At 74.1% G+C, this 22,771-nt stretch carries 19 protein-coding genes; 9 read left to right on the forward strand and 10 right to left on the reverse strand.

The window, feature by feature from the left end:
• Positions 1-81: 81 nt before the first annotated feature.
• Positions 82-480: a hypothetical protein gene (locus tag QP089_RS39800; protein ID WP_285919232.1), complete on the reverse strand. Its 399-nt coding sequence runs from the start codon at positions 478-480 to the stop codon at positions 82-84.
• Between the two features lie 106 nt (positions 481-586).
• Between QP089_RS39800 and QP089_RS39805 the strand changes: the two genes are divergently transcribed.
• Positions 587-751: a hypothetical protein gene (locus QP089_RS39805; protein WP_285919234.1), complete on the forward strand. Its 165-nt coding sequence runs from the start codon at positions 587-589 to the stop codon at positions 749-751.
• Between the two features lie 132 nt (positions 752-883).
• A complete protein-coding gene (locus QP089_RS39810) occupies positions 884-1,693 on the forward strand; it encodes a class I SAM-dependent methyltransferase (RefSeq protein WP_285919236.1) in 810 nt (269 codons plus the stop codon).
• Between the two features lie 196 nt (positions 1,694-1,889).
• Here QP089_RS39810 and QP089_RS39815 read toward each other — a convergent pair whose 3' ends face one another.
• A complete protein-coding gene (locus QP089_RS39815; protein ID WP_285919238.1) occupies positions 1,890-3,122 on the reverse strand; it encodes an MFS transporter in 1,233 nt (410 codons plus the stop codon).
• A gap of 92 nt (positions 3,123-3,214) precedes the next feature.
• Between QP089_RS39815 and QP089_RS39820 the strand changes: the two genes are divergently transcribed.
• Entirely contained in the window at positions 3,215-4,192 is a 978-nt protein-coding gene (locus QP089_RS39820; protein ID WP_285919240.1) for a LysR family transcriptional regulator, read from the forward strand.
• Here the strand turns inward: QP089_RS39820 and QP089_RS39825 are convergent.
• From QP089_RS39825 to QP089_RS39835, 3 genes are all read right to left on the reverse strand, one after another.
• On the reverse strand, positions 4,108-5,091 hold the full coding sequence (locus QP089_RS39825) for a zinc-dependent alcohol dehydrogenase family protein (RefSeq protein WP_353070673.1): 984 nt from the start codon (positions 5,089-5,091) through the stop codon (positions 4,108-4,110). The two genes, QP089_RS39820 and QP089_RS39825, sit on opposite strands and share 85 nt — an antisense overlap.
• Before the next feature lie 14 nt (positions 5,092-5,105).
• Complete coding sequence (locus tag QP089_RS39830) at positions 5,106-7,445, reverse strand: SpoIIE family protein phosphatase (RefSeq protein WP_285919244.1); 2,340 nt, start codon at positions 7,443-7,445, stop codon at positions 5,106-5,108.
• Positions 7,446-7,679: 234 nt separating this feature from the next.
• Positions 7,680-8,381: an iron-dependent transcriptional repressor DtxR gene (locus tag QP089_RS39835; protein ID WP_285919246.1), complete on the reverse strand. Its 702-nt coding sequence runs from the start codon at positions 8,379-8,381 to the stop codon at positions 7,680-7,682.
• A 100-nt stretch (positions 8,382-8,481) separates the two neighbouring features.
• Between QP089_RS39835 and QP089_RS39840 the strand changes: the two genes are divergently transcribed.
• Positions 8,482-9,186: a UdgX family uracil-DNA binding protein gene (locus QP089_RS39840; protein WP_285919248.1), complete on the forward strand. Its 705-nt coding sequence runs from the start codon at positions 8,482-8,484 to the stop codon at positions 9,184-9,186.
• 66 nt (positions 9,187-9,252) lie between these two features.
• Here QP089_RS39840 and QP089_RS39845 read toward each other — a convergent pair whose 3' ends face one another.
• Both QP089_RS39845 and pdxH read right to left on the reverse strand, forming a co-directional pair.
• The gene (locus QP089_RS39845) at positions 9,253-10,671 is read right to left on the reverse strand and encodes an MFS transporter (protein ID WP_285919250.1); all 1,419 of its coding nucleotides are present in this window, start codon (positions 10,669-10,671) and stop codon (positions 9,253-9,255) included.
• On the reverse strand, positions 10,668-11,438 hold the full coding sequence (gene pdxH, locus QP089_RS39850; RefSeq protein WP_446474122.1) for a pyridoxamine 5'-phosphate oxidase: 771 nt from the start codon (positions 11,436-11,438) through the stop codon (positions 10,668-10,670). Before pdxH ends, QP089_RS39845 begins: the two co-directional genes overlap by 4 nt.
• A 92-nt stretch (positions 11,439-11,530) precedes the next feature.
• Between pdxH and QP089_RS39855 the strand changes: the two genes are divergently transcribed.
• Positions 11,531-12,640 carry a citrate synthase 2 gene (locus QP089_RS39855; protein WP_285919252.1) on the forward strand — a complete coding sequence of 370 codons (1,110 nt, stop codon included), beginning with the start codon at positions 11,531-11,533 and terminating at the stop codon, positions 12,638-12,640.
• 105 nt (positions 12,641-12,745) lie between these two features.
• Here QP089_RS39855 and QP089_RS39860 read toward each other — a convergent pair whose 3' ends face one another.
• On the reverse strand, positions 12,746-15,637 hold the full coding sequence (locus tag QP089_RS39860) for an ABC transporter substrate-binding protein (RefSeq protein ID WP_285919253.1): 2,892 nt from the start codon (positions 15,635-15,637) through the stop codon (positions 12,746-12,748).
• A 206-nt stretch (positions 15,638-15,843) separates the two neighbouring features.
• Between QP089_RS39860 and QP089_RS39865 the strand changes: the two genes are divergently transcribed.
• Positions 15,844-16,179 carry a hypothetical protein gene (locus QP089_RS39865; RefSeq protein WP_285919255.1) on the forward strand — a complete coding sequence of 112 codons (336 nt, stop codon included), beginning with the start codon at positions 15,844-15,846 and terminating at the stop codon, positions 16,177-16,179.
• Between the two features lie 10 nt (positions 16,180-16,189).
• Positions 16,190-17,329 carry a phosphoserine transaminase gene (gene serC / locus QP089_RS39870; protein ID WP_285919256.1) on the forward strand — a complete coding sequence of 380 codons (1,140 nt, stop codon included), beginning with the start codon at positions 16,190-16,192 and terminating at the stop codon, positions 17,327-17,329.
• A gap of 57 nt (positions 17,330-17,386) precedes the next feature.
• Here serC and QP089_RS39875 read toward each other — a convergent pair whose 3' ends face one another.
• A complete protein-coding gene (locus QP089_RS39875; RefSeq protein WP_285919258.1) occupies positions 17,387-18,295 on the reverse strand; it encodes a class II glutamine amidotransferase in 909 nt (302 codons plus the stop codon).
• Between the two features lie 222 nt (positions 18,296-18,517).
• Here QP089_RS39875 and QP089_RS39880 point away from each other — a divergent pair, with 222 nt between their 5' ends.
• Together QP089_RS39880 and QP089_RS39885 are read left to right on the forward strand one after the other, a co-directional pair.
• Positions 18,518-19,591: a YjiK family protein gene (locus tag QP089_RS39880; RefSeq protein ID WP_285919260.1), complete on the forward strand. Its 1,074-nt coding sequence runs from the start codon at positions 18,518-18,520 to the stop codon at positions 19,589-19,591.
• 406 nt (positions 19,592-19,997) lie between these two features.
• The gene (locus tag QP089_RS39885; protein WP_285919262.1) at positions 19,998-22,175 is read left to right on the forward strand and encodes a hypothetical protein; all 2,178 of its coding nucleotides are present in this window, start codon (positions 19,998-20,000) and stop codon (positions 22,173-22,175) included.
• On the opposite strand, the gene thpR is transcribed toward QP089_RS39885, so the two are convergent.
• Positions 22,112-22,735 carry an RNA 2',3'-cyclic phosphodiesterase gene (gene thpR, locus QP089_RS39890; RefSeq protein ID WP_285919264.1) on the reverse strand — a complete coding sequence of 208 codons (624 nt, stop codon included), beginning with the start codon at positions 22,733-22,735 and terminating at the stop codon, positions 22,112-22,114. The genes QP089_RS39885 and thpR overlap by 64 nt on opposite strands.
• Positions 22,736-22,771: the final 36 nt, after the last annotated feature.

The following is a 22,771-nucleotide window of genomic DNA, read 5'->3' on the forward strand; positions in this document are numbered from 1 at the left end:
CGGGGCCCCGCGGCCGGACGTCCCGGGGCGCGACGGGACGGGCCCCGGCGCGGATGCCGGGGCCCGTGACGAGGACGCGGGTCAGTGCAGGATGTCGCGGACCACCTTGGCGGCGCCGAGGGCGGCCGAGCCCCCGGCGATCGCGGTGGCGCCGGCGGTCACCCACAGCGGGAGGCCGCGGCGGGTCCGCAGCCCGCCGACGGTGTCGAGGGAGTCGACGAGCAGCCCGGCGCGGGCCCACAGCCGCCGCCCGGACTCGTCGCTCAGCAGGTAGCCGGCGCCGAGGGCGATCTCGCGGGCGGCGAACATCCGGGCGATGTAGTCGCGTCCGGGGTCGGTGCCGCCGACCGACGTCATCAGCTTCACGGTCAGCTTGGGGGCGGCGAACGCCGCGAGGCCGAGGGCCACGCGCGCCCGCGCCACGTTGGTCATGAGGCCGTCCAGGCGGTCCCGGCCGTCTACTTCCTTCGCATCTGCCACATTCGCGAGGTTATCGGGGACCGCTCCGGGACCCGACGCCGAGGTAACCCTTGCCTTACGCGTCTATCGTTCTAGATGGCGGCACTCCCCCGGATTGAAGGTGATCATGAACGAGGGCCTCCTCGGCCTCGCGGTCGTGGCGCTGCTCGCCGCGTTCTGCGTGCGCTGGGTCGCGGTGAAGCTGCGCATGCCGATGCCCACCCGCAGCGCGGTGATCATCGTGTTCGTGCTGGTCGTGGGCGCGCTGTACGGCGAGCACCTCCGCGGCTGACGCGCCCGCAGGGCCGATTGCCCGGCGCCGGCTCCGAACTTCCCGCCCGGCCCGGGAGTCATAACTGGCGAAACCGGCTCCACGCCCGTTCCCCGTACCCCGCGGAGCCGGTCCGAGCCGAGGGAGACACCCGTGCCGCAACCGGCGACCGCGGTCCAGGAGACCGCCGGCGGCATCGCCCCGCACCTGCGGCGCCTGCTGGAGTTCGTCGAACCCGACCGCGACGACGTCTGCCTGGACGTCGCGCGCGGGCACGGGCCGATGCCCGCCGCGCTCGGCCCCCGCGTCCGGCACCTGACCGCCGTGGACGCGGCGCCCGCGCCCGCCGAACCGAGCCGGGGCGGCCGCATGTCCACGGTCGAGTTCGGGACGGGCCCCGTGCGCATCAACGGCGACGGTGACCGGCCGCCCGCCCTGGCGACGCGCGAAGACCCCCGCCCCCGGCCCGCCGACCCCGCCGTCAAGGCCGACGCCACCGCCCTGCCCTACCGCAGCGACACGTTCTCCCTGGTCACGGCCCGGTTCTCGCTGTACACGCTGGGCGAGCCCGACCAGGTGCTGCGCGAACTGCTGCGGGTGTGCCGCCCCGGCGGCCGGCTGATCATCGCCGACCTGGTCCGCGGCAACCTGGCCGGCCCCGAACGGGACCGCATCGAACGGCTCCGCGACCCGGACCACCCCGGCACCCCGTCCATCGCCCGCCTCACCGAGATGATCACCTCGGCGGGCGGCAGCATCCGCCGCCTCGACGTGTTCGCCGTCGAGCGCCCGGTCGAGCCGTGGCTGGCCGGCGCGCGCGACGAGGCGTCCGCCGACATCATCCGCGAAGCCCTCACCGCCGAGGTCGACGGCGGCCCCCGCACCGGCGCCAAACCCCGCGTCATCGGCGGCGAACTCTGGTTCACCCAATCCTGGGCCCACGTCGCCGCTGTTCCTATTTGATTTGATCGCCCTTGGCGTCAGGCGCTGGGGCGCCTTCCTTCGGCGGGCGATCGTGCGATCGCTGCATCGCTCCGACTCGGCCCTGGGGGCCTCGCTGCGCGATCAAGTTCTCGCAAGCTCGAACTTGGCTTCGCTCGCGATCGCGACGGTTCGGGTCGTTGCGTGGTCGGGGAGGTGGTTCAGGTCGTTGCGGGGGTCAGGGTGCGTCGTTGGCGGTGCTGGGGGCTGGTTGTCGGGCGGTGGTTTTGTTAAGTGTGTCGGTGCGGCGGCCTCGTGTGGTGGTGGCGGCGGTTAGGGCTACGGCGCTCAGTGTTCCGCCTAGCCACATGGCGGCCTCCTCGCCTGCGGTGTCGGCTACGCGGCCGCCTGCCAGTGCGCCCAGCGAGATGGCGATGTTGAACGCGGCGACGAACAGTGCCGACGCCGGTTCAGCGGCGCGCGGTGGTGCGGCCTGCAGCAGCCAGGTCTGCAGGGTGACCGACACGCCGCCGTAGGCGGCGCCCCACAGCACCAGCAGCACGACCGCCGGGAGCGGGGCCCGGCCGACCACCGGGAACAGCAGCACGACCGGTGCGAGCAGCATCGCGATCGCCATGAGGGTGCGGCGCGGGCCGCGCGCGGCGGCCGTCCCCGCAGCGAAGTTCCCGGCGACGCCCGCGACGCCGTACAGCAGCAGCAAGGTACTGATCAGGTCCGGGTCCACGCCGGACACCTGCTCCAGAACCGGACGCACGTAGGTGTATGCCGCGAAATGCCCGGTGACCAGGAGGAACGTCACCAGCAGGCCGACCCGGGCGCGCGGTGCGCGCAGGACGCGCGGCACGCCCCGGAGGCCCGTCGGGCCGGTTCCGGGGAGCGGTGGCAGCAGGACGGCGAGCGCCGCGCAGGCGATCAGGGAGAGCGCGCCGGCCACCGCGAACGCGGCCCGCCAGCCCGCGAGATCGCCGATCAGCGTGCCGACCGGGACGCCCGCCACCGACGCCACCGAGATCCCGCCGAAGACCACCGAGGTGGCGGCGCCGGCGGAGCGTTCCGGGACCAGCCGTACCGCCAGCCCGCCGGCGATCGCCCACACCCCGCCGATCGCCACGCCGACCAGGATCCGTGTGGCGAGCAGCGCCGGCAGGCTGGGCGCTACGGCCGAGCCGAGGTCGGCCGCGGCGAGCAGGGCCGCCAGCGCGGCCAGCACCGCGCGGCGGTCCAGCCGGGCCGTGGCGGCCGACAGCGCGGGCGCGCAGACCGCGGCGACCAGGCCGGGCACGGTCATCGCCAGCCCGGCCGTCCCCGCGGAGACGTCGAGGTCCGGACCGATCGAGGTCAGCAGGCCCACCGGCAGCATCTCGCTGGTGACGACGAGGAACGTGGCCGCGGCGACCGCGAGCACCGCCAGCCATCCGCCCCGCGGCGGGGAGTCGGGAGAAACGGTCATGCCTCCGACCCTGGGCCGGTCGCGTACCGGGAACAACGGCGAAGATCGCATCCTTGTATGAGCGAGGCTCATCGATCATCGGGAGGGGCGGCGTGCCGGACCTGGAGACCCGGGAACTGGAGTGCTTCCTCGTCCTCAGCGAGGACCTGCACTTCGGCCGGACCGCGGAACGCCTCTACCTCTCCCAGAGCCGCGTCAGCCAGCTGCTGCGGGCCCTGGAGTCCCGGATCGGGGCCCGGCTCGTGGAGCGCACCAGCCGCCGTGTGCGGCTGACACCGCTCGGCGCGAGCCTGCGGGACGAGCTGCGCCCCGCCTACACGGCCCTCCGCGACGTCGTCGACGCGGCCAGGGCGAGGGCCCGCGACGTCGCCGGAGTGCTGCGGATCGGCTTCCTCGGATCAATGGACGAGGATCTGACCGGGCTCGTCCGCGCCTTCCAGGACGACCACCCGGGCTGCGAGGTGCAGACCGTCGAGGTCCCGCTGGCCGACCCGTTCGGGGCGGTACGGGACGGGACCGTGGACGCCGCGATCGTGCTGGCACCGGTGCGGGAGCCCGCCCTGGCCTCGGGCCCGGTCTTCTCCGAGGCGCCGCTGAGCCTCGCCGTCCCGGCCCGCCATCCGCTCGCGGACCGCCCGTCCGTCCCCGCCGAGGATCTGGCCGGGCACCCGCTGATCAGGGTCGCCGGCCCGGCCCCGCGGTACTGGCGCGAGGCGCAGTCCCCGCGGCTGACGCCCGGCGGCCGCGCGATCCCGTCCGGCCCGGCCGTCGGCACGATCCAGGAGGCCCTGGCGATGGTCGCGTCGGGGCGCGGCGCGATGCCGCTGTGCGTCCCGACCGCCCGACGTCACGCGCGGGGCGACGTCGTGTTCGTCCCGCTCACCGGCCTGCCCGACTCGGCGCTCACGCTCGTCTGGCACCGGGACCGCGCCACCGCGCGCGTGCACGCCTTCGCCGGCGCCGTGGCGCGGCTACCGCGGACGCGTCATCCGGTCACCAGGACCGCGGCGCCGGTGAAGCGGTCGGCGGCGAGGTCGGCCAGGGCGCGGTCCGCCTCGTCCAGCGGATAGGGGCGGGTCGTGACGGCGACGTCGAGGCGGGCGGCGAGGCGGAGGAACTCCTCGCCGTCGGCGCGGGTGTTGGCGGTCACCGAGCGGACCTCGCGCTCCTGGAACAGGTGCCGCTGGTAGTCCAGGGACGGGACGTCGCTCAGGTGGATGCCCGCGATGGCGAGGACGCCGCCGCGGTCCAGGCGTTCGAGCGCGGCGGGGACGAGCCCGCCGGCCGGTGCGAAGACGATCGCGGAGTCGAGCGGGTCGGGCGAGGCGTCGAAGGAGTCGCCGGCCCACGAGGCGCCGAGGTCGCGGGCCAGCTCGCGGGCGGCGGGACTGCGGGTGAACACGTGCACGTCGGCGCCCTCGGCGATCGCGATCTGCGCGGCGAGGTGCGCCGAGCCGCCGAACCCCCAGATGCCGAGGCGCCCGCCCGGCGGCAGGTCGGCGCGGCGCAGCGCCCGGTACCCGATGATGCCCGCGCACAGCAGCGGAGCCGCGCGGACGTCGTCGAGTTCGGACGGCAGCGCGTAGGTGTAGGCGTCGACGGCGAGGGCGTACTCGGCGTAGCCGCCGTGGGCGTGCCAGCCGGTGTAGACCGAGTACGGGCACAGGTTCTCGGCGCCGCGGCGGCAGAACCGGCAGGCGCCGCAGGTGCCGCGCAGCCACGCGACGCCGACCCGGTCGCCGGCGGCGTGCAGCGCGCCCGCGCCCGCCTCGACGACCTCGCCGACGATCTCGTGGCCGGGCGTCACCCCGGGCAGGTGGACGGGCAGGTCGCCCTCCGCGACGTGCAGGTCCGTCCGGCAGACCCCGCAGGCGAGGACGCGCACCAGCAGCTCGCCGGGCCCCGGCGACGGGACGTCACGGTCGGCGCGGCGCAGCGGCCCCGACGCGATCGGAGCCGGCGCGCGCACCGCCCACGCCCGCATCAGGGCGTGAGCGGCAGCTCGAACCAGACGGCCTTGCCGTCGTTGGTCGGCCGGGCGCCCCACCGGGTGGCGAGCTGGTCGACCAGGTACAGGCCGCGGCCGCCCTCGTCGGTCTCGCCGGCGCTGCGGATGCGCGGCAGCCGCATGTCGGAGTCGAACACCTCGACCCAGATCGCGTCGGCGCCGCGCCGCAGCCGGAGCCGGAACTCCTTGGTGGGCGGCTCGCGGCGGCCGAGGTCGGCGCCGAGGTTCCAGTCGTCCTCGTCGAACGCGCCGGAGTCGACGGCGGGGTCGAGGGCGGCGTCGAACGAGCCGCCGACCTGCGCGGTGTTGAACTGGACGGGCGGCGGCGCGCTCAGCGGCTCGCCGCCGCGGCCGGGCGGCCCGGCGGGCACCGGGACGACCATCTCGCGGCGCGGCTGCGGCGTCGCGGTCGCGTGCAGGACGACGTTGGTGACGACCTCCGACACCAGCAGGCAGGCCAGCTCGGCCTGCTCGTCGAGCATCCCCCAGGACGCGAACGCGTCGGCCGCCATCCGGCGCGCCTCCGACACCATGATCGGCTCGGCGGGGAAGGTGCGCTCCTCGACGGCCAGCTCGTCGCCGGCGGTGCGGATCACCACGATCGCCACGTCGTCGTCGATGTCGCCGGGGACGGCGTCGTAGGCGGCGTTGGCGATGGCCTCGACGCCGCCGCGCGCGACCCGCTGGACGGCCGCGCGGACCATCTCGCGGGACTCCTCCCGCGTGTAGTACTCGCCGTCGTCCTTGGGCCGCCGGTCGATGAGGCCGTCGGTGTACAGCACCAGCGTGGAGCCGGGCTTGAGCTCGGTCCGCTCCTCGTTGAACAGGATCTCGCCGCCCATGCCGGGGGCGCGGACGCCGAGCATGGCGCCCTCGCTCTCGAACTCCAGCTCGACGACCTCGCCGTCCACGATGAGCAGCGGCGGGTCGTGGCCGGCGTTGGCGAACTCCAGCACCCGCGACCACGCGTCGTAGACGAAGTAGGTGCACGACACCAGCGGCGGCCGGACGAGGTCGTCGCTGTTCCAGCCGGACCGCATCCGCTCGGGCCGGGTCATCGTGCGGACCCACTCGTCGAGCTTGCGCAGGATGTCGGCCGGGGACTTGTCGTCCTGGGCGAAGGCGCGCAGCGCGGCGCGCAGCTGGCCCATCACGGCGGCGGCGCGGGCGCCGCGCCCCTCGACGTCGCCGATGACGAGGCCGACGCGGCCGGCCGACAGCGGGATCACGTCGTACCAGTCGCCGCCGACCTGGGTCTGGATGCCGTGCCCGTGCGCCTCCAGCGGGCGGGCCGGCTCGTACCGCCAGGCGATCTGCAGGCCGTCCAGGTGCGGCGGCCGGTCGCCGGGCAGCAGGTGCTTCTGGAAGGCCAGCGCGGTCTCGCGCTCCTCCTCGAACAGCATCGCGTTGTCGACGGCGAGCGCGACGCGGCTGGCGATGGCGCCGAGCAGGTCGCGGTCGAAGCCGTCGTAGTGCGGGTCGGGCCGCTTGGACAGGTTGGACAGCGCCAGGCTCATCACGCCGAGCATCTCGCCGCGCACCAGCAGCGGCGCGGAGATCACCGAGGTGACGCCCATGGACTCGCCGAGCCGCAGCGACGACTCGCTCGGCGCGGAGAACCGGTGCTGCACCATGTCCTCGACGAGGACGGCGTCGCGGCGCGCCATCGCCTTGGCGCTGAAGTGGCCGGGCGGGTAGGAGACCGGCTCGCCGACCTCGGCCCAGGTGCCGGGCGGCGGCTCCCAGCCGCCGGCGTGCCGGGACACCCGCCGGTACAGCCGGTCGCCGCTGTAGAGGTCGATGAAGCAGTGGTCGGCGAACTGCGGGACGAGGGTGTCGGCGACCCGCCGCAGCGTCGCCTCCAGTTCGAGGGACCCGGCGAGCCGCTCGCCGATCCGCTCCAGCAGCCCGTAGCGCTCCTGGTCGCGCTGGTTGGAGCGCAGCGCCTCCCGCGCGAAGATCACCACGCCGTCGACGGCGCCGGACGGGTGCCGCAGCGGGACGGCGTGCGCGCGCGTGTAGACGGTGGTGCCGTCGGCGCGCAGGTTGCAGAAGGTGCCCTCCCAGACGCCGCCCTTCAGGACGTGCCTGGCGAGCTCGGTGGCCTGCTCGTGGTCCTCCTCGGCGATGCCGAGGGACAGCACCGAGTGCCCGATGATCTCGTCGCCGCCGAAGCCGAACAGCTGCCGCGCGAACGCGTTGCCGTAGATGACGTTGCTGAAGCGGTCACAGACGATGACCGCCATCTCCATCTGGTTGAGGACGGTCTCGGGTGGCAGATGCGCCTCGAAGGACGCTTCCCCCCAACGCTTCATCTCCCCATCCCGATAACAGTCGCGGTCCCGCCGGTGACCGCCTCGCCTCCGCGCGGCCGGCCGGTGACGCCCGCCGCGAGGACCACCGGGCGTCGCGGCACGGACCGCGTACGTGTCTGCCTCGTCGTATTGAACGACGAACCCGCCGCCGGGATACGCCCTAACGGCGCGATGGTGTGGAGATCTTCGGTATAGACCGTCGAGCCGGGGGCGGGGGGCGGCACGCCGACCGTGTCAGCGCCTGCTGACGAAGACGTGCTCGGCGATGTCGCGCGGCAGCTCCGTCGCAGCACCGTCGGCCTCGTCGTCACAGGTCACCCGCACCCCGTCATCGGTCGCCCGGAGAGTCACCTCTCGTCCCGGTTGTATCCCTATTTGCTTGAGTCTAAGCATCAGGTCGCTGTCCATCTGCACCTGCTCGCTGATCCGCCGGACGACGGCGGCGGCGCCCGCGGCGCTGGCGACCGCGGTCATCACCGACAGCGGCGCGGAGGCGGCGGCGTCGCCGTGCCCGCCCAGCTCGTCCAGGCCGGGGATCGGGTTGCCGTGCGGGCAGGTGGTCGGGTTGTCCAGCAGCGCGACCAGCCGCCGCTCGACCTCCTCCGACATCACGTGCTCCCACCGGCACGCCTCGATGTGGACGTCCTCCCAGGGCAGTCCGATGACGTTGACCAGCAGGCACTCGGCGAGCCTGTGCTTGCGCATCACGCGGGTGGCGAGGCCGCGGCCGCTGTCGGTCAGTTCGAGGTGCCGATCACCCTCGACCCGCAGCAGCCCGTCCCGCTCCATCCGCGCGACCGTCTGGCTCACCGTCGGGCCGCTCTGGGAGAGCCGCTCGGCGATGCGCGCGCGGAGGGGGATGATCCCCTCCTCTTCGAGCTCGAACACCGTCCGGAGATACATCTCCGTGGTATCGATCAGGCCGTGTGAGGTCACAGCTCCCTCCAGTCTTATGGCCTTGAAGTCTACTTGCTATGGGCCCCTGCCGCCGGACCGCGCGAATATCCCCCGGACGGCGGGTACGGGGGAACGCGAGATGAACGCGAAAACTTCCCAGGGCGCCGAGCCGTACCTCCCGGACTCCCCCAAGGAGCGCTCCGATCTGGACGCGCTGCGCCACGCCGCGGCGGGCTGCCAGGGCTGCGGCCTCTACGAGAACGCGACGCAGACGGTGTTCGGCGAGGGCTCCGCCGGCGGACGCGTCGTGCTGGTCGGCGAGCAGCCGGGCGACCAGGAGGACCGCCAGGGACACCCGTTCGTCGGCCCCGCCGGCCGCGTCCTCGACCGGGCGCTGGAGGAGGCCGGGATCGACCGCGGCGACGTGTACATCACCAACGCCGTCAAGCACTTCAAGTTCAAGCGGCCGGCGGGCGGCAAGCGGCGCATCCACGAGGCGCCGAACGCGGGCGAGATGCGCGCGTGCCGTCCGTGGCTGCTGGCCGAGCTGCGGATCCTCGACCCGGACGTGGTCGTCGCGCTGGGCGCGACCGCCGGCAAGGCGCTGCTGGGCTCCTCGTTCCGGGTGACGAAGCTGCGCGGGCGGCTGCTCGCGTTGCCCGACCTGGAGACGATCGGCACCCCGGCCGCCGGCCGCGAGATCGACGAGACCCCGCCGGGCGAGGCGGACACCCGGCTGCTCGCGACGATCCACCCGTCCACCGTCCTGCGCGCCGAGGACCGCGACGCCGCGTACGCCGGCCTCCTCGACGACCTCAAGATCGCCGCCCAAGCCCTCCGTTGACATGCGGCGAGTCGTTGTTATGAAGCGGCTCGTAACAACGACTCGCCGCAAGTGAACGTGGTTCGGTCAGGCCGTGGGGACGGTCTCGGCGGTGCGGCTGTCGTAGCGGAGGAGGGCGGGGACGAGGAGCGCGACCACGACGACCAGGACGGCACAGGCGATGCCGCCGCCGACCCAGGACGCGGTGGCGCCGGCGACGCTCGCGACCGCGCCCGCGCGCAGGTCGCCGAGGCGGGGGCCGCCCGCGACGACGACGGTGAACACGCCCTGGAGGCGGCCGCGCATCTCGTCCGGCGCGTAGGTCTGGAGCATCGTCTGCCGGAACACCGACGACACCAGGTCGGCGGCGCCGCCGAAGGCGAGCAGCACGACCGCCAGCCACAGCTGGTGGGCGAGCCCGGCGGCGGCCACGGCCAGGCCCCACACGACGATCGACACCACCAGCGCGATCCCCTGCCGGTGGACGCGGCCGATCCAGCCGGAGATCAGGCCGCCGAGGAACGCGCCGATCGCGATCGCGGCGAACAGGTAGCCGACCGCGCCCTCGCCGCCGAACCGCGTCTCGGCCAGCTCGGGGAACAGCGCGCGCGGCATCGCGACGCCCATCGCGATGATGTCGACGACGAACGACATCAGCAGCACCGGCTGGGTGCCGAGGTAGCGCAGCCCGTCGATCACCGACCGCAGGCCCGGCGTGCCGGTGATGTCGCCGAGCGGCGGGATCGCGGGCAGCCGCAGCGCCGCGTACAGGCCGACGGTGAACAGCGCCGCGTCCAGCCCGTAGGCGGCGCCGTAGCTCCAGCGGGCCAGGATCACGCCGGCGAACAGCGGGCCGGCGAGCATCCCGACCTGGCTGGCGGTGAAGTTCAGCGTGTTGGCCGCCGGGACGAGCGGCTTGTCGACCAGCCGCGGGATGATCGCGCTGCGGGTCGGCGACGACACCGCGAACCCGGTCGCCTGCACCGCCACCACGATCATGATCAGCAGCAGGCTCTCCAGGTGCAGCAGCGCCTGGACGAGCAGCAGCAGCGTCGCGAACCACATCACGCAGGACGCGGAGAACAGCAGCCGGCGCCGGTCCATGTGGTCGGCGACCGCGCCGCCCCACAGCCCGAACACGATCAGCGGGACGAGGTTGACCAGCCCGAGCACGCCGACCCAGAACGACGACCCGGTCATGTCGTAGACCTGGACGGGCACGGCCACGGCGGTGACCTGGAAACCGACGAACGACACGCCCTGCCCTAGCCACAGCCGCCGGTACGGCGGGTGGCGCAGGGGCCGGGTGTCGATCGCCAGGCGGCGCACGAGCCCCCGCCGCCGGGGCGGCTCGGGATGCTCGGGCTCGTCGGCGGCTGCCTCGGCGGCGCCCGTCTCGGACGCGCCCGTCTCGGAGGCGCCGGCCTCGGAGGTGCCTGTCTCGGGAGCGCTCGTCTCGGGGGTGTCAGGAGTGAAGGCGGGGGGTGGCTGCTGTTCCGGTGTCACGGAGACAGTCTCTCCGTCACCCACCGGTCCGCCGCGTCCGGGTCCGCGTCCAGCGGCATGCCCCGGTCGTCCAGCGCCGCCCGCCGGTACCGGATGCGGTCGTGCAGCCGGTCGCGGCGGCCCTGCCAGAACTCGATGGTCGCGGGGACGACCCGGTACCCGCCCCAGAAGTCGGGCAGCGGCACCGCGTCCGCCTCCGCCACCGCCTCGCCGCCCGGCATGGCGGCCGGATCCGGCCACCGCTCGGCGAGTTCGGCGAACCGCCGCTCCAGCACCGAGCGGTCCGGGATCACACCGGACTGGTGCTCGCTGGCCCACGCACCGAGCCGCGACCCGTAGGGCCGGGTCCGGAAGTAGGCCTCCGACTCGTCCGGCGGCAGCCGGAACACCGGCCCGGCGACCCGCACCTGCCGGTGCATCGGATGCCAGGGGAAGACGAGCGCCGCGCGCGGGTTCTCCGCGAGGTCGCGGCCCTTGTCGGAGGTGAAGTTGGTGAAGAACCGGAACCCGTGCGGCCCGTACCCCTTGAGCAGCACCGTCCGCGCGCTCGGCATCCCGTCGGCGGACGCCGTGGCCAGCACCATCGCGTTCGGTTCCGGGAGCCCGAACGCGTGCACGTCGGCGAACCAGGCGGCGAACAGCGCCAGCGGATCGGCGGGGACGGACGACTCCGCCAGTTCGCCCCCCTCGTAGGATCTGCGGAGCCGTGCGGGGTCGGGCGTTGGGGAATCCACAGCGTCTGAGCCTCTCACCTGGGGTTTGTGCATCTCACATGGACCTGGGTACTGGTCAGTAGGGCGGACAGGGTTCAATGGCACGGCACCGCCTTATCACTCTTGGGGACGAAAGGCAGGACGACATGTCCGACTTCAAACCCGGTCTTGAGGGGGTCGTGGCCTTCGAGACCGAGATCGCCGAACCGGACAAGGAGGGCGGCGCCCTCCGCTACCGGGGCGTCGACATCGAGGAGCTCGTCGGCCGCGTCTCCTTCGGCGACGCCTGGGGCCTGCTGGTCGACGACAGCTTCGATCCGGGCCTCGCCCCCGCCGACCCGCACGTCCTGCCGGTCACCTCCGGCGACGTCCGGGTGGACGTGCAGAGCGCGCTCCCCACCCTCGCCCCCGCGTACGGGATGAAGCCGCTGCTGGACATCTCCGACGAGCAGGCCCGCGCCGACCTCGCCCGGGTGTCGGTGACCGCGCTGTCGTTCGTGGCCCAGTCGGCGCGCGGCATCGGCGTCCCGATGGTCCCGCAGAGCCGGATCGACGAGGGCGGCACCATCACCGAGCGGTTCATGGTCCGCTGGCGCGGCGAGCCCGACCCCAAGCACGTCGCGGCCATCGACGCCTACTGGGTCTCCGCCGCCGAGCACGGCATGAACGCCTCCACCTTCACCGCCCGCGTCATCGCCTCCACCGGCGCGGACGTGGCGGCCGCCATCTCCGGCGCGATCGGCGCGATGTCCGGCCCGCTGCACGGCGGCGCCCCGGCCCGCGTCCTGCCGATGATCGAGAAGGTCGAGCAGCTCGGCGACGCCCGCAAGGTCGTCACCGACATCCTCGACTCCGGCGACCGGCTGATGGGCTTCGGCCACCGCGTCTACCGCGCCGAGGACCCGCGCGCCCGGGTGCTGCGCCGCACCGCCAGGGAGCTGAACGCGCCGCGCTTCGAGGCCGCCAAGGCCCTGGAGGACGCCGCCCTCGCCGAGCTGCGCGAGCGCCGCCCGGACCGTCCGATCGAGACCAACGTGGAGTTCTGGGCCGCGGTCATCCTGGACTTCGCCGAGGTCCCGACCGCGATGATGCCCGCGATGTTCACCTGCGGCCGCACCGCCGGGTGGGCCGCGCACATCCTGGAGCAGAAGCGCACCGGCCGCCTCGTCCGGCCGAGCGCCCGCTACACCGGCCCCGGCACCCGTTCCATCGAGGACGTGCGGGGCGCGGCGGAGGTCCTCAAGCGCGGTGCCTGACCGCCCGGCCGGCTGAGCCGGCCGGCGCCCGCCCCGCCGAGAACGCGCCTGAGGCCCCCGGTTCGCAGGGAACCGGGGGCTTCGTGCGTCCTCACCGGGGCGGCCTCACCGGGACGGCTCGGGCTCCGCGCCGTCCCCGGGCGGGCAGTCGGCGCGGGCCTGGTGCCCGGTGACGAGGCGGCCGCAGACCTCCTGGACCTCGACGGCGCCGTCCGGGCGGACGGTGGCGAGCAGGACGGGCTTGTCCGGCACCACGTGGCCCTCGTCGCGGCCGGTGAACTGCAGGACCCCGCTCGCGCCGTTCCACAGCGGGCCCTCGCCCGGGTCGTCCAGCGCCGCGAACACCCCGCCCGCGGTCGGCGGCGCCGCCTGGGCGGTGAACACCTGGTTCGCCACGAACCCGATCATCGAGGCGGCGTCGTAGCTGACCGCGGCCCGGGTCTCCGACGGCCGCAGGTCCCGCGGCGCCTTCGCGCCGATGATCGAGTCGACCGCGCCGGGGTAGGCGTTGAAGAACACGTTGCGGCGGTCGCCGACCCAGGCGTCCGTCCACGCCTCGTGCGCGGCGAGCGGCATGTAGAACAGCCGGAAGGTGGCGACGCGGCCGATCTGCGGGGCGTTGTCGCTGACGTACTTGGCGATCTCGTCGTCGGCCAGGACGACCTGCCCGCTCGGGCAGGTGTGCTGCAGGACGTTGGTGAAGGTGCGGAACTCGTCCGACCGGCCCGCGTAGTAGAACAGGTCCGGCGGCTTCTGGCACAGCTCGTGGACCGTCTTGTCGAGGTTCCCGGGGCTGTCGTAGTCGCGGACGACGACCCGCCCGCCCTTCACGTACCCGGTGAAGGCGTTCGTGAAGGACGCGGCCAGGTCCTTGCTGTACAGGTCGTGGGGGTCGGCGTTGTAGATGACGTCCACGGTGCGGGCCCGCTTGCCGCCGGCCTGCCCGTGGCTGGCCCAGTAGGCGGCGTGCTGCGCGAGCCGCCGGTTGGGCGGCGCGAGGCGGAAGTAGTACGGGGAGAAGCCCGCGTTGCGGTCGAGCATCCCCGTCTCGTTGTAGCTGTTGGCGGTGCCGACCATCGGCAGCGCCGACTTCGACAGCACCTTGATCGCGACCTGCGTCTCGGCGCGGCTCTGCTCGAACCCGACGACCGCGACGACCGACCGGTCCTTCAGCGCGAGCTCGCGGATCTGCCCGGCGACCTGCCGGGCGTGCTGGAACCGGGCGCCCGCGTTGGCCACCAGCACCCGCATCCGCAGGCTCTGGCTCGCGGCGTTGAACTCCTCCTGCGCCATCGCCAGCCCGACCAGCTCGCCCTCCGCGCCGGCGAGCAGGTCGAGCTGCCGGTTCTGGATGGCGGGGTCGGCGGTGATCGGCCCGAGGTAGACGATCGTGGCGTACGGCTTGCGCGACCGCATGACCGCGTCGTTCTGCTCCTTCAGCCGCCCCAGCACCGGCGACAGCCGGTTGTCGTTGTTCTCGCCGTCGCTGACCTCGCCGAACTTGAACGACCCGTCGGTGATCCCGATGCACTCGCCGGACGCCGTCCGCTTGATCCCGAACGGCGAGCAGTACCGGTCCACCTGCACGGAGATGACCGTGATCGACGCCGCGGCGACCGCGACCATGACGATCCACGGCAGCGCCGGGTGCGCGATCCGCGGACGGCCCCGCACCGGCCGGACGGGCGGGATGTCGCCGCCCGGGTCGCGGGTGATGTCGACGCGCAGCTCCCGCCGCGACCCGAGGACCCCGACGCGCCGCTGCTCGCGCCAGTACCGGTCCCACAGCGCCCGCGCCGCGAACACGCTCTGCGGCTCCCCCGACGACAGGTCGACGCGGACGGCCTGCGCCAGCCGGTCCACCAGCCGGGGCCCCGACGCGCCGGCCGGCCCGCCCTCGGCGGGCGCGGTCGGGTCGACGCCCGCGGTGACGACCAGCGGGTCGAAGCCGGGGGGCGCGGCGCCGTCGCCGCTGTCGGCGCGGACGTGCTCGATGTACTCGATCACCCGCACGCCGGGATGCCCGGGCGCCAGATGCTCGAAGATCAGCACCGGGTAGCGGACCCGCGCCCACGCCGCCCGCCGGTAGTCGCGCCGGTAGTTGCGCCGCAGGTCCTCCAGGAACGCCGCGACCAGCAGCAGGTCGAGCTGCTCGGCGTGGTCGTCCGGCTCGACGGGCCGCGGGTCGAACACGTTCAGCGCGAACCCGAGGAAGCCGGTGGAGTCGCGCTGCAGGTAGGGCTGGCCGACGAACCAGCCGAACCGCCGCACCCCGTACCAGCCGCGCGTCCGCGCGACGATCTGGACCGTCACGAACGCCAGCCCGACGGCGGCGGCCAGCACCGCGGACGCCAGGTCCAGCGCGGCGGCCGTCCCGGCGCTGATCAGCGCGACGACCGCCACGCCGATCGGCGCGATCTGCTCCAGGAACGACAGGAAGGTCGAGGTCCGGCTGGGCGGCTCCTCCAGGTCGCGCAGCACGTCCCGGCCGCGCCGCCGGATCACCCGGTTCAGCTCGCGGCGCCGCGCGTTCTCGTTGTCGCCGACCGGCGGATGCGTGAGCCGCCGGACCAGCTGGAAGTTCTCCCGCTCCGACGAGGAGGCGTACCGGGGCGGCGACTGGTCGCCGGCGAGCCGGATCTCGCGCAGGTCCCGCAGCCACAGCGCCATCTCCAGCAGCGGGAACCGCAGCGGCGGCTCGCCGCGCGCCCGGCTGCTCGGCTGCGACAGCTCCCGCTTGGCCTCGCGCAGCACCCCGGCGACGTCGGTCGCGGGCGTGTCGGCGGCGATGTGCGAGACGGGCGCCCGCTCCTGCTCGCACCGGTTCTTGAACATCTCCGCGACGTGCGCGGCGGCCGCCTGGGGGCCGAGCAGCAGCAGCAGCGGCCGCAGCCGCTCGCGCCAGCGCCACGGCGGCCGCTCCCGCAGCCGTTCGAACAGGTCGAGCACCCCGCGGAGCCGATCCTCCGACAGGACCCGGTCGCCGTCGCCCGGCATGGAAAACCCCTCGCTCTCGCCCTCGTCCCCCCGGCGCCTCGTCGTTCCGGCCGCGCCTCCCGCACGCGCCCTATTGGACATTGGACGTCATGTACCGCGAAATGGATCGAAAATTTCCAAGATTCCCGGACGGGTCGCGGTAATTCGGCGCCCTCTCAAGTCCGGGCGATGTGCCCTCACCTGCACGGGTTTGCCATCATGGGCGCGTGACCGAGGACCCAGACGAGCCGCTGGAAGGCGACATCGGCCCCGCCGCCGGCGCCGTCCGCCCGGCCGGACCGGAGACCGACCCGGCCGAGGACATGCGCCGGTACGCCGCCGAGCGCGAGGAGCGCCGCCGCCGCACCAACGCCCTGTCCGGGCGCGTGGCCGCCGTCCTGTGCGCCGCGCTGCTGGCGTACCTGACCTACGACGCCGTCCGCGCGGCCATCGACCACCACGCGCACGGCCGCAACTGGATCTACCCGCCGGGGGTCGTCGCCGCCGCCTGCGCGGTGACGCTGGCGGCCCTGCTTACCTGGGCCGTACGGCGGGTCAAGTAGCCTTCTGCGAGTGACCGAAAGCGCGAATCCAGCCATAGCCATTCCCGCCGACATCAAGCCCGCGGACGGCCGCTTCGGATGCGGGCCGTCCAAGGTCCGTCCCGAGCAGCTCGCCGCGCTCGCCGAGTCGGGCTCGACGTACATGGGCACCTCGCACCGGCAGAAGCCGGTCAAGTCCCTGGTCGGCCGGGTCCGCGAGGGCCTGGCGCAGCTGTTCTCCCTGCCCGACGGCTACGAGGTGCTGCTCAGCAACGGCGGCACCACCGCGTTCTGGGACGCCGCCGCGTTCGGCCTCGTCCGGCAGCGCTCGCAGCACCTGACGTTCGGCGAGTTCTCCAGCAAGTTCGCCAAGGTCACCACGGGCGCGCCGTGGCTGGGGAACCCCACCGTCATCGACGGCCCGCCCGGCACGCACCCCGAGGCGTCCGCCGAGGAGGACGTCGACGTCTACGCGCTCACCCACAACGAGACCTCGACCGGCGTCGCCATGCCGATCAAGCGTCCCGCCGGCACCACCGCGCGCGACGGCCTCGTCCTGGTGGACGCCACGTCCGGCGCGGGCGGCCTGCCCGTCGACGTCACCGAGACCGACGTCTACTACTTCGCGCCGCAGAAGTGCTTCGCCTCCGACGGCGGCCTGTGGGTGGCGCTCGCCTCCCCCGCCGCGCTGGAGCGGATCGACGAGATCGCCTCGTCCGACCGGTACGTGCCGGAGTTCTTCAACCTGAAGACCGTCCGGGACAACTCCTCCAAGGACCAGACCTACAACACCCCCGCCGTCGCCACGCTGATCCTGCTCGCCGAGCAGATCGAGTGGATGAACGCGCAGGGCGGCCTGGCCTGGACGACGTCCCGCACCGCCGACTCCTCGCAGCGCCTGTACACCTGGGCCGAGAAGACCTCGTACACGACGCCGTTCGTGGCCGACCCCGCGCAGCGCTCGCAGGTCGTCGGCACGATCGACTTCAACGACGACGTCGACGCGGCGGCCGTCGCCAAGGCGCTGCGCGCCAACGGGATCGTCGACACCGAGCCGTACCGCAAGCTCGGCCGCAACCAACTGCGGATCGGCATGTTCCCCGCGATCGACCCCGCCGACGTCGAGGCCCTCACCACCTGCATCGACTACGTCGTCGAGCGAATGGGCTGAGCATTGCCCTCGGTCGTTGACTGAGGTGGGCCCGTCCCCGGGGCTTCGGCCCCGGGGTCAGGCGACGGGGGCCAGGTCCGGGGGTGTGTCCGGGGTCGTCAGGCGGTGGCGGAGGGTCGCGCGGTCCTGGCGGCGGTCGGCGTCGGTGAAGCCCGTCCAGACCCGGTCGTCGCGGTCGGCGGGACGGGCCGTCGGGACGAAGGACGCGGCCGCGAGCACCTGCGGCCGGTCGCGGCGCCCGGGCGCCCGCTCCATCCCGACCCGCATGTAGGTGCCCTCGCGGACCATGACGATCGTCGCGAACCGGACCCGGGTGTACCGCTGCGCCACGCGGAACCAGCGCGGGTTCGACGCCCAGTAAATGTTCTGCTCGGCGTCGACGGCGACGGCCAGCGGGCTCAGCGCGGCGCGCGCCAGGTGCACCTGGGTCGGGTGCTCGCGGTCAACCCAGGCGAGCGCGGCGCGCCCTACCAGCGCCTCCAGCACGCCCGTGACGCCGGACGGGCCGCGCCGCCCGGCGAGCAGCTGGAAGATCGCCTCGCTGTCGGTGGTCCCGGACGGCACGGGCAGCGCGAACCGCGCCCGCAGCCCGCGGGCGTCGACGTCGCCGTTGTGCGTCCCGACCAGGCCCGCCGACTTCGGCCCGGGGCCGGGGACCAGCATCGGGCTCGCGTTCGCCGCCTCCGCCGGGGACCCCTGCGTCGCCCAGCGGGTGTGGCCCATCGCGACCGGCGCCCGGTCCAGCTCGGCGAGCAGCTCGCTGCGCCAGACGCCGGAGAACCGGCCGCGGCCCTTCACCACCCGGCAGCCGTCGTTCCCGAGCCCCGGCCAGCCGCCGATGAGCGCCACCCCGGCCGAGTCGGTGCCGCGCTCCTCGGCCAGCGCGCCCAGCGCCACGAACACGTCCGACGCCCGGCCGGGATCGTCGGCGAAGGGCGAGCGCACCACCCCGAACAAACCGCACATGCCAGATGAGATGCAGATCATCGCCGTCCGGTTCGCGCCGCCCGCGACGCCGCATAAGCTCGATGCGTGAACCGCGCGCCCCAATGGCTGCTCCCCACCGTGCTGACCGCGCTGATCCTGGCCGTGGTCGTCGGCGCACTGCTGCGCTGACCGCGGGAGCGGCCCCGGCAACGGGGGCGCGTCGTATGATCGACCGGGCGGGGGAACGGGGTTGATCACGAGATGTCAGTGCGTCCGCTGCCCGCGCGTGCCGCCGTCCGCGCGGCCGCCGCACTGGCGCTCGGCGCCGCGGCCACGGCCTGGCCGGCGCCCGCCGCGACGGCCGCGTCAGCACCGGGCGGATCGTCAGCACCGGGCGGATCGTCAGCACCATCCGGCGACACCGTCGCCTTCAAGATCGACGACCCGCGGATCAGCGAGTCCAGCGGGCTCGCGGCCAGCACCGCGCACCCGGGCGTCGTCTACACCCACAACGACTCCGGCGGCGTCCCGAAGATCTACGCGCTGGGCCCGGACGGTCGGGTGCTCGCCGTGCTGACGCTCGGCGGCGCGGGCGCGCGCGACTGGGAGGCGATGGCGCTCGGCAAGGACGAGCGGGGCCGTCCCGCGATCTACGTGGGCGACATCGGCGACAACCTCGGCGGCGCCTGGCCCTATGTCACCGTCTACAAGATCCCCGAGCCCGCGCGGATCCGCAGCCAGACCATCCGCGCCACGAAATTCAGGATCAAGTACGCGGACGGGCCGCGCAACGCCGAGACAATGATGATCAACCCGCGGACGAACCGGCTCTACATCGCCAGCAAGCTGTTCGGCGGCGCGGTCTACGAGGGGCCGAAGCACCTGCGCACGTCCGGCTACAACGTCATGCACAAGGTCGGCAAGGCGCCCGCGATCGCGACGGACGGCGCGTTCGCCCCGGACGGCAGGACCTGCGTCATCCGCACCTACTTCGGCGCCCGCATGTACGCCGTGAAGCCGGACGGCCGTCCCGGCAAGTCGCTGGGCTCGGTGTCGCTGCCGTTCCAGCCGCAGGGCGAGTCGATCACCTATACGGCCGACGGGAAGTACTTCCTCGCCGGGTCGGAGGGCGACGACCAGCCCGTCTACAAGGTCCCGGTGCCGGGCACGGCCGGGCCGTCGTCATCGCCGTCGATCACCGCCACCACGAAGGCCGAGAAGAAGGACAACGCCGACCAGGGCCACCGGGATCCCAGCAGCACCCGCACGGGCCTGATCATCGCGCTCGCCATCGCCGCCCTGGTCGGATACGGCCTGTTCCGGAGACGCGGATGACTCCTGCGACTCGTGTGACAGCCGTGACGGCACGAAACCTGACCGCGGCGCCAGGGTCTCCTCCGCGTCCCCCGGAACGTCTGCGAAGCCCGCATCCCGCTTGCGAGAATTCCACCGCGAAGCGAGCCGAAGCGTCCCCCCTGTTCGCCCAGCCGCCCGCCGAAGGAGGGCACCGAATGCCCAAGGGTGACGACATCCCCTCCCCCGACACGAGACCCACTACCACCACCCGAAACCCCCAACCCCCGACACCTGCCCCGTCGCGATCGCGAGCGAAGCCAAGTTCGAGCTTGCGAGAACTTGATCGCGCAGCGAGGCCCCCAGGGCCGAGTCGAAGCGATGCAGCGATCGCACGCAGTGCCCGCCGAAGGAAGGCCCTCCAGGGCCTGACGCCAAGGGCACTGCAATGAACACAGAGCTGGTCGGGCTTTCGGGGGCCGGGGGGCGGTGGCGGCCGGTCGCGGCGGGGCCGTTCGCGTTGATGGCGGTGGCGCTGGCGCTGCTGCCGATCCGTCCGGTGTGGCTGTGGGCGCTGCTGATCGCGGTGGTGTCGGTGTTCCCGTGGGTGCTGGGCGCGGCGCCGGAGGTGCGCCGTCGGCGGCCGCGGCCGTACTGGCGGCTGTCGGCGGCCGGGCTGGAGCGGATCGGCAAGGGCGGGCTGAGCATGGTCCGCTACGAGCGGGAGCGGATCGACGGCCTGGCCATCACGACCGGCGACGGCGTGCTGACGGTGTTCCACCGGTTCGGCCGTACGGCGGTCGGCGGGCTGACGGCGATGGGGCTGGAGCCGCTGGCTGTGTTCGTGACGGCGCGGCGGCTGGGCATCCCGATGCACGTCCTGGACGGCGAGGCCGGTGATCTGCTCGATCCCGCGCTGGACGAGGCGCTGCGGCTGCCGGGCCGGGACGGGGACGTGCCGGGCGGCGGGTTCCCCGCGGGGCCGCTGCCGCGCGACCACGCTGCGGAGAAGCGGCTGCTGGACCAGGAGGCGGCGCTGCTCGCGGCGGCGCACGAGGCGCCGCGGGCGAGCGAGGCGGCCGGGGCCGAGGCGGGGCGCGGGGAGTTCCGGCTCGACACGCCCGATCCGCTGCCGGGGCGGCGCCGCGTGGCGCTGCTGGGCACCCTCACCGGCGTGCTGGGCGCGGTCATGATCCTGCGGATCGCGGTGCAGGGCGCGGGCGGGTTCGAGGCGCGGCTGGCCGCGGGCTGCTGGGCGCTGGCGGCGATCACCGGGGTGCTGGCGGCGCGGCGGCGGCTGCTGCGGGCGGCGCGGGTGCGCTGGACGATCACCGCGGACCGGCTGCTGGTGCGGGCCCGGCCGGGCCGCCGCCGGCTGCAGGACCTGCCGTCGGAGAAGGTGGCGGCGGTCGTGGTGGGGCCGGGGCTGCGGCTGGATCCGCTGAGCGGGGAGCCGCGCCGGGCGGAGCTGGCGGCGCTGGCGTTCGGGCACCGGATGGAGCTGGTCGCGCGGCTGCCCGCGCACGGCCTGGACGGGTTCCAGCTCGCGCACGCGCTGGACGAGCACGGCTACCACGTGATCACGCCGGGGGCGCGGGCGCCGCGCCGGCCGGAGTACGGCCTGGAGGGGCTGCCGGAGATCTTCGCGCAGGTGCCGGGCGGCCGGCTGGTCGTCGCCGACGGCGGGCTCGGCTGGGCGGACGCGGCGGGCGACGTGGTGCTGAAGATGCCGGAGGACCGGATCGGCGGCATCGAGCTGCTGACGATCGCCGGGCACGCGTGGGTGCGGCTCTACGACGGCGACGGCGACGAGTTCTTCGCCGCGCCGCTGTCGGCGCTGCGGATCTCCCGCACGGACCTGCGGGAGTCGGCGCGGCGGGCCGGCCTGCCGGTGAACGACGCGGAGTACGACGCCTACCTCAGCGCCGCCTTCCATTCGGCGATGTCGACGCTGACGGCGCCGCCGGAGCCGGAGACCCGCGCGACGGCGTCGCTGCCCGCGCCGGGCACCGCGCCCGAGTCCGGGCCGGGTCCGAGGCCGGAGCCCGGGCGGGAGGGCGCGCGGGAGGCGGCCCAGGTGCCGGACGGGCCGTCCGGCGAGCCGGAGTTCGCGTTCCCGGCGCTGGAGCGGCCGAGCCCGGTGACCGCGCCGGGTGCGCTGCTGGACGCCACGCGGCGCTCCCGCGTCGGCACCTACGGGATGAGCGTGCTGCTGTGCGAGGCGGTCGCGCTGATCGGCGCGGTCTGGCTCGGGCCGGACCTCGGCGGGTTCGGCGCCACGGCGAGCTGGTCGGTGCCGGCGGGCCTGCTGATCGGCCTCGCCGGGTACTGGCTCTACGACCGCAACCGCCCGCAGCTGCGCGTGTCGCCGGCCGGGCTGGCGGTCGTCACGCGGCGCGGCAGGGTCGAATGGGACCTGGCCCGCGACCGCATCGGCGGCGTCGGCATCGACGAGGCGTCCGAGCGGTTGCCGCGGCTGGTCGTCTGGGGTCCGTCAGGGCGCGTCCTGCGGCAGGTGACGTTCCCGCCCGACCTGGACGAGCTGCGCCGCGCCTGCGAGCGCTACGGCGTCCCCTGGGGCCCGCCGGACGCGGACCTGCCCGCGCCTCCGCCGCCGGAGCTCTGACGCAGCGACCAGGTCTTCAGCGGCTCGTAGGTCAGCTGGTCGTACTGCTTGCCCGGCAGGTGGCTGCACATGAGCTGGACGGCGTCCGCCGTCCAGGAGCCGGTGGCGAACGCCGACAGCGCCTCCATGAGCGGCCGGACGTCGATCGGCTGCCGGGACCGGGCGAGCGTCATGTGCGGGCGGAACGAGCGGTGCTTGTCGGGCGGGGTCCCGGCGCGGCGTCCGGCGGCGGCGACGGACGCCGCGAGCCTTGCCAGGTCGCGCCGGTCGCCGTACAGGCCCGTCCACAGGACGCGGGCGTGCGCGCCGTTGCCGGGGAACGCTCCGCTGCCCGCGAGGGACAGCGTCATCCGCTCGTGCCGCCCTGCGGCGCGCTCCATGCGGGGGAGCAGCCGGTCGACGGTGCGGTCGTCGCATTCGCCGAGGAAGGCCAGCGTGACGTGGAGCAGCTCCCGCCGGATCCATTTGAGCCCGGGAATGTCGTCCTTGTGCGGAAGGACGGCCTCCTCGAGTTCGTCCAGGATGTCCGGTGGCGGTACGAGCGCCACGAAAAGCCTCATGGAAACGTCCGGAGAGCCACCACAACAGCTTTCCAG

It is taken from the genome of Actinomadura opuntiae (assembly GCF_030283205.1).
Taxonomy (GTDB): Bacteria; Actinomycetota; Actinomycetes; order Streptosporangiales; family Streptosporangiaceae; genus Spirillospora.

Coding starts and splice junctions, on each gene's coding strand:
- QP089_RS39805 (WP_285919234.1), top strand. CDS start 587: ATGAACGAGGGCCTCCTCGGCCTCGCGGTCGTGGCGCTGCTCGCCGCG.
- QP089_RS39815 (WP_285919238.1), bottom strand. CDS start 3,122: ATGACCGTTTCTCCCGACTCCCCGCCGCGGGGCGGATGGCTGGCGGTG.
- QP089_RS39830 (WP_285919244.1), bottom strand. CDS start 7,445: ATGAAGCGTTGGGGGGAAGCGTCCTTCGAGGCGCATCTGCCACCCGAG.
- QP089_RS39840 (WP_285919248.1), top strand. CDS start 8,482: ATGAACGCGAAAACTTCCCAGGGCGCCGAGCCGTACCTCCCGGACTCC.
- pdxH (WP_446474122.1), bottom strand. CDS start 11,438: ATGCACAAACCCCAGGTGAGAGGCTCAGACGCTGTGGATTCCCCAACG.
- QP089_RS39855 (WP_285919252.1), top strand. CDS start 11,531: ATGTCCGACTTCAAACCCGGTCTTGAGGGGGTCGTGGCCTTCGAGACC.
- QP089_RS39860 (WP_285919253.1), bottom strand. CDS start 15,637: ATGCCGGGCGACGGCGACCGGGTCCTGTCGGAGGATCGGCTCCGCGGG.
- QP089_RS39875 (WP_285919258.1), bottom strand. CDS start 18,295: ATGTGCGGTTTGTTCGGGGTGGTGCGCTCGCCCTTCGCCGACGATCCC.
- QP089_RS39880 (WP_285919260.1), top strand. CDS start 18,518: ATGTCAGTGCGTCCGCTGCCCGCGCGTGCCGCCGTCCGCGCGGCCGCC.
- QP089_RS39885 (WP_285919262.1), top strand. CDS start 19,998: ATGAACACAGAGCTGGTCGGGCTTTCGGGGGCCGGGGGGCGGTGGCGG.
- thpR (WP_285919264.1), bottom strand. CDS start 22,735: ATGAGGCTTTTCGTGGCGCTCGTACCGCCACCGGACATCCTGGACGAA.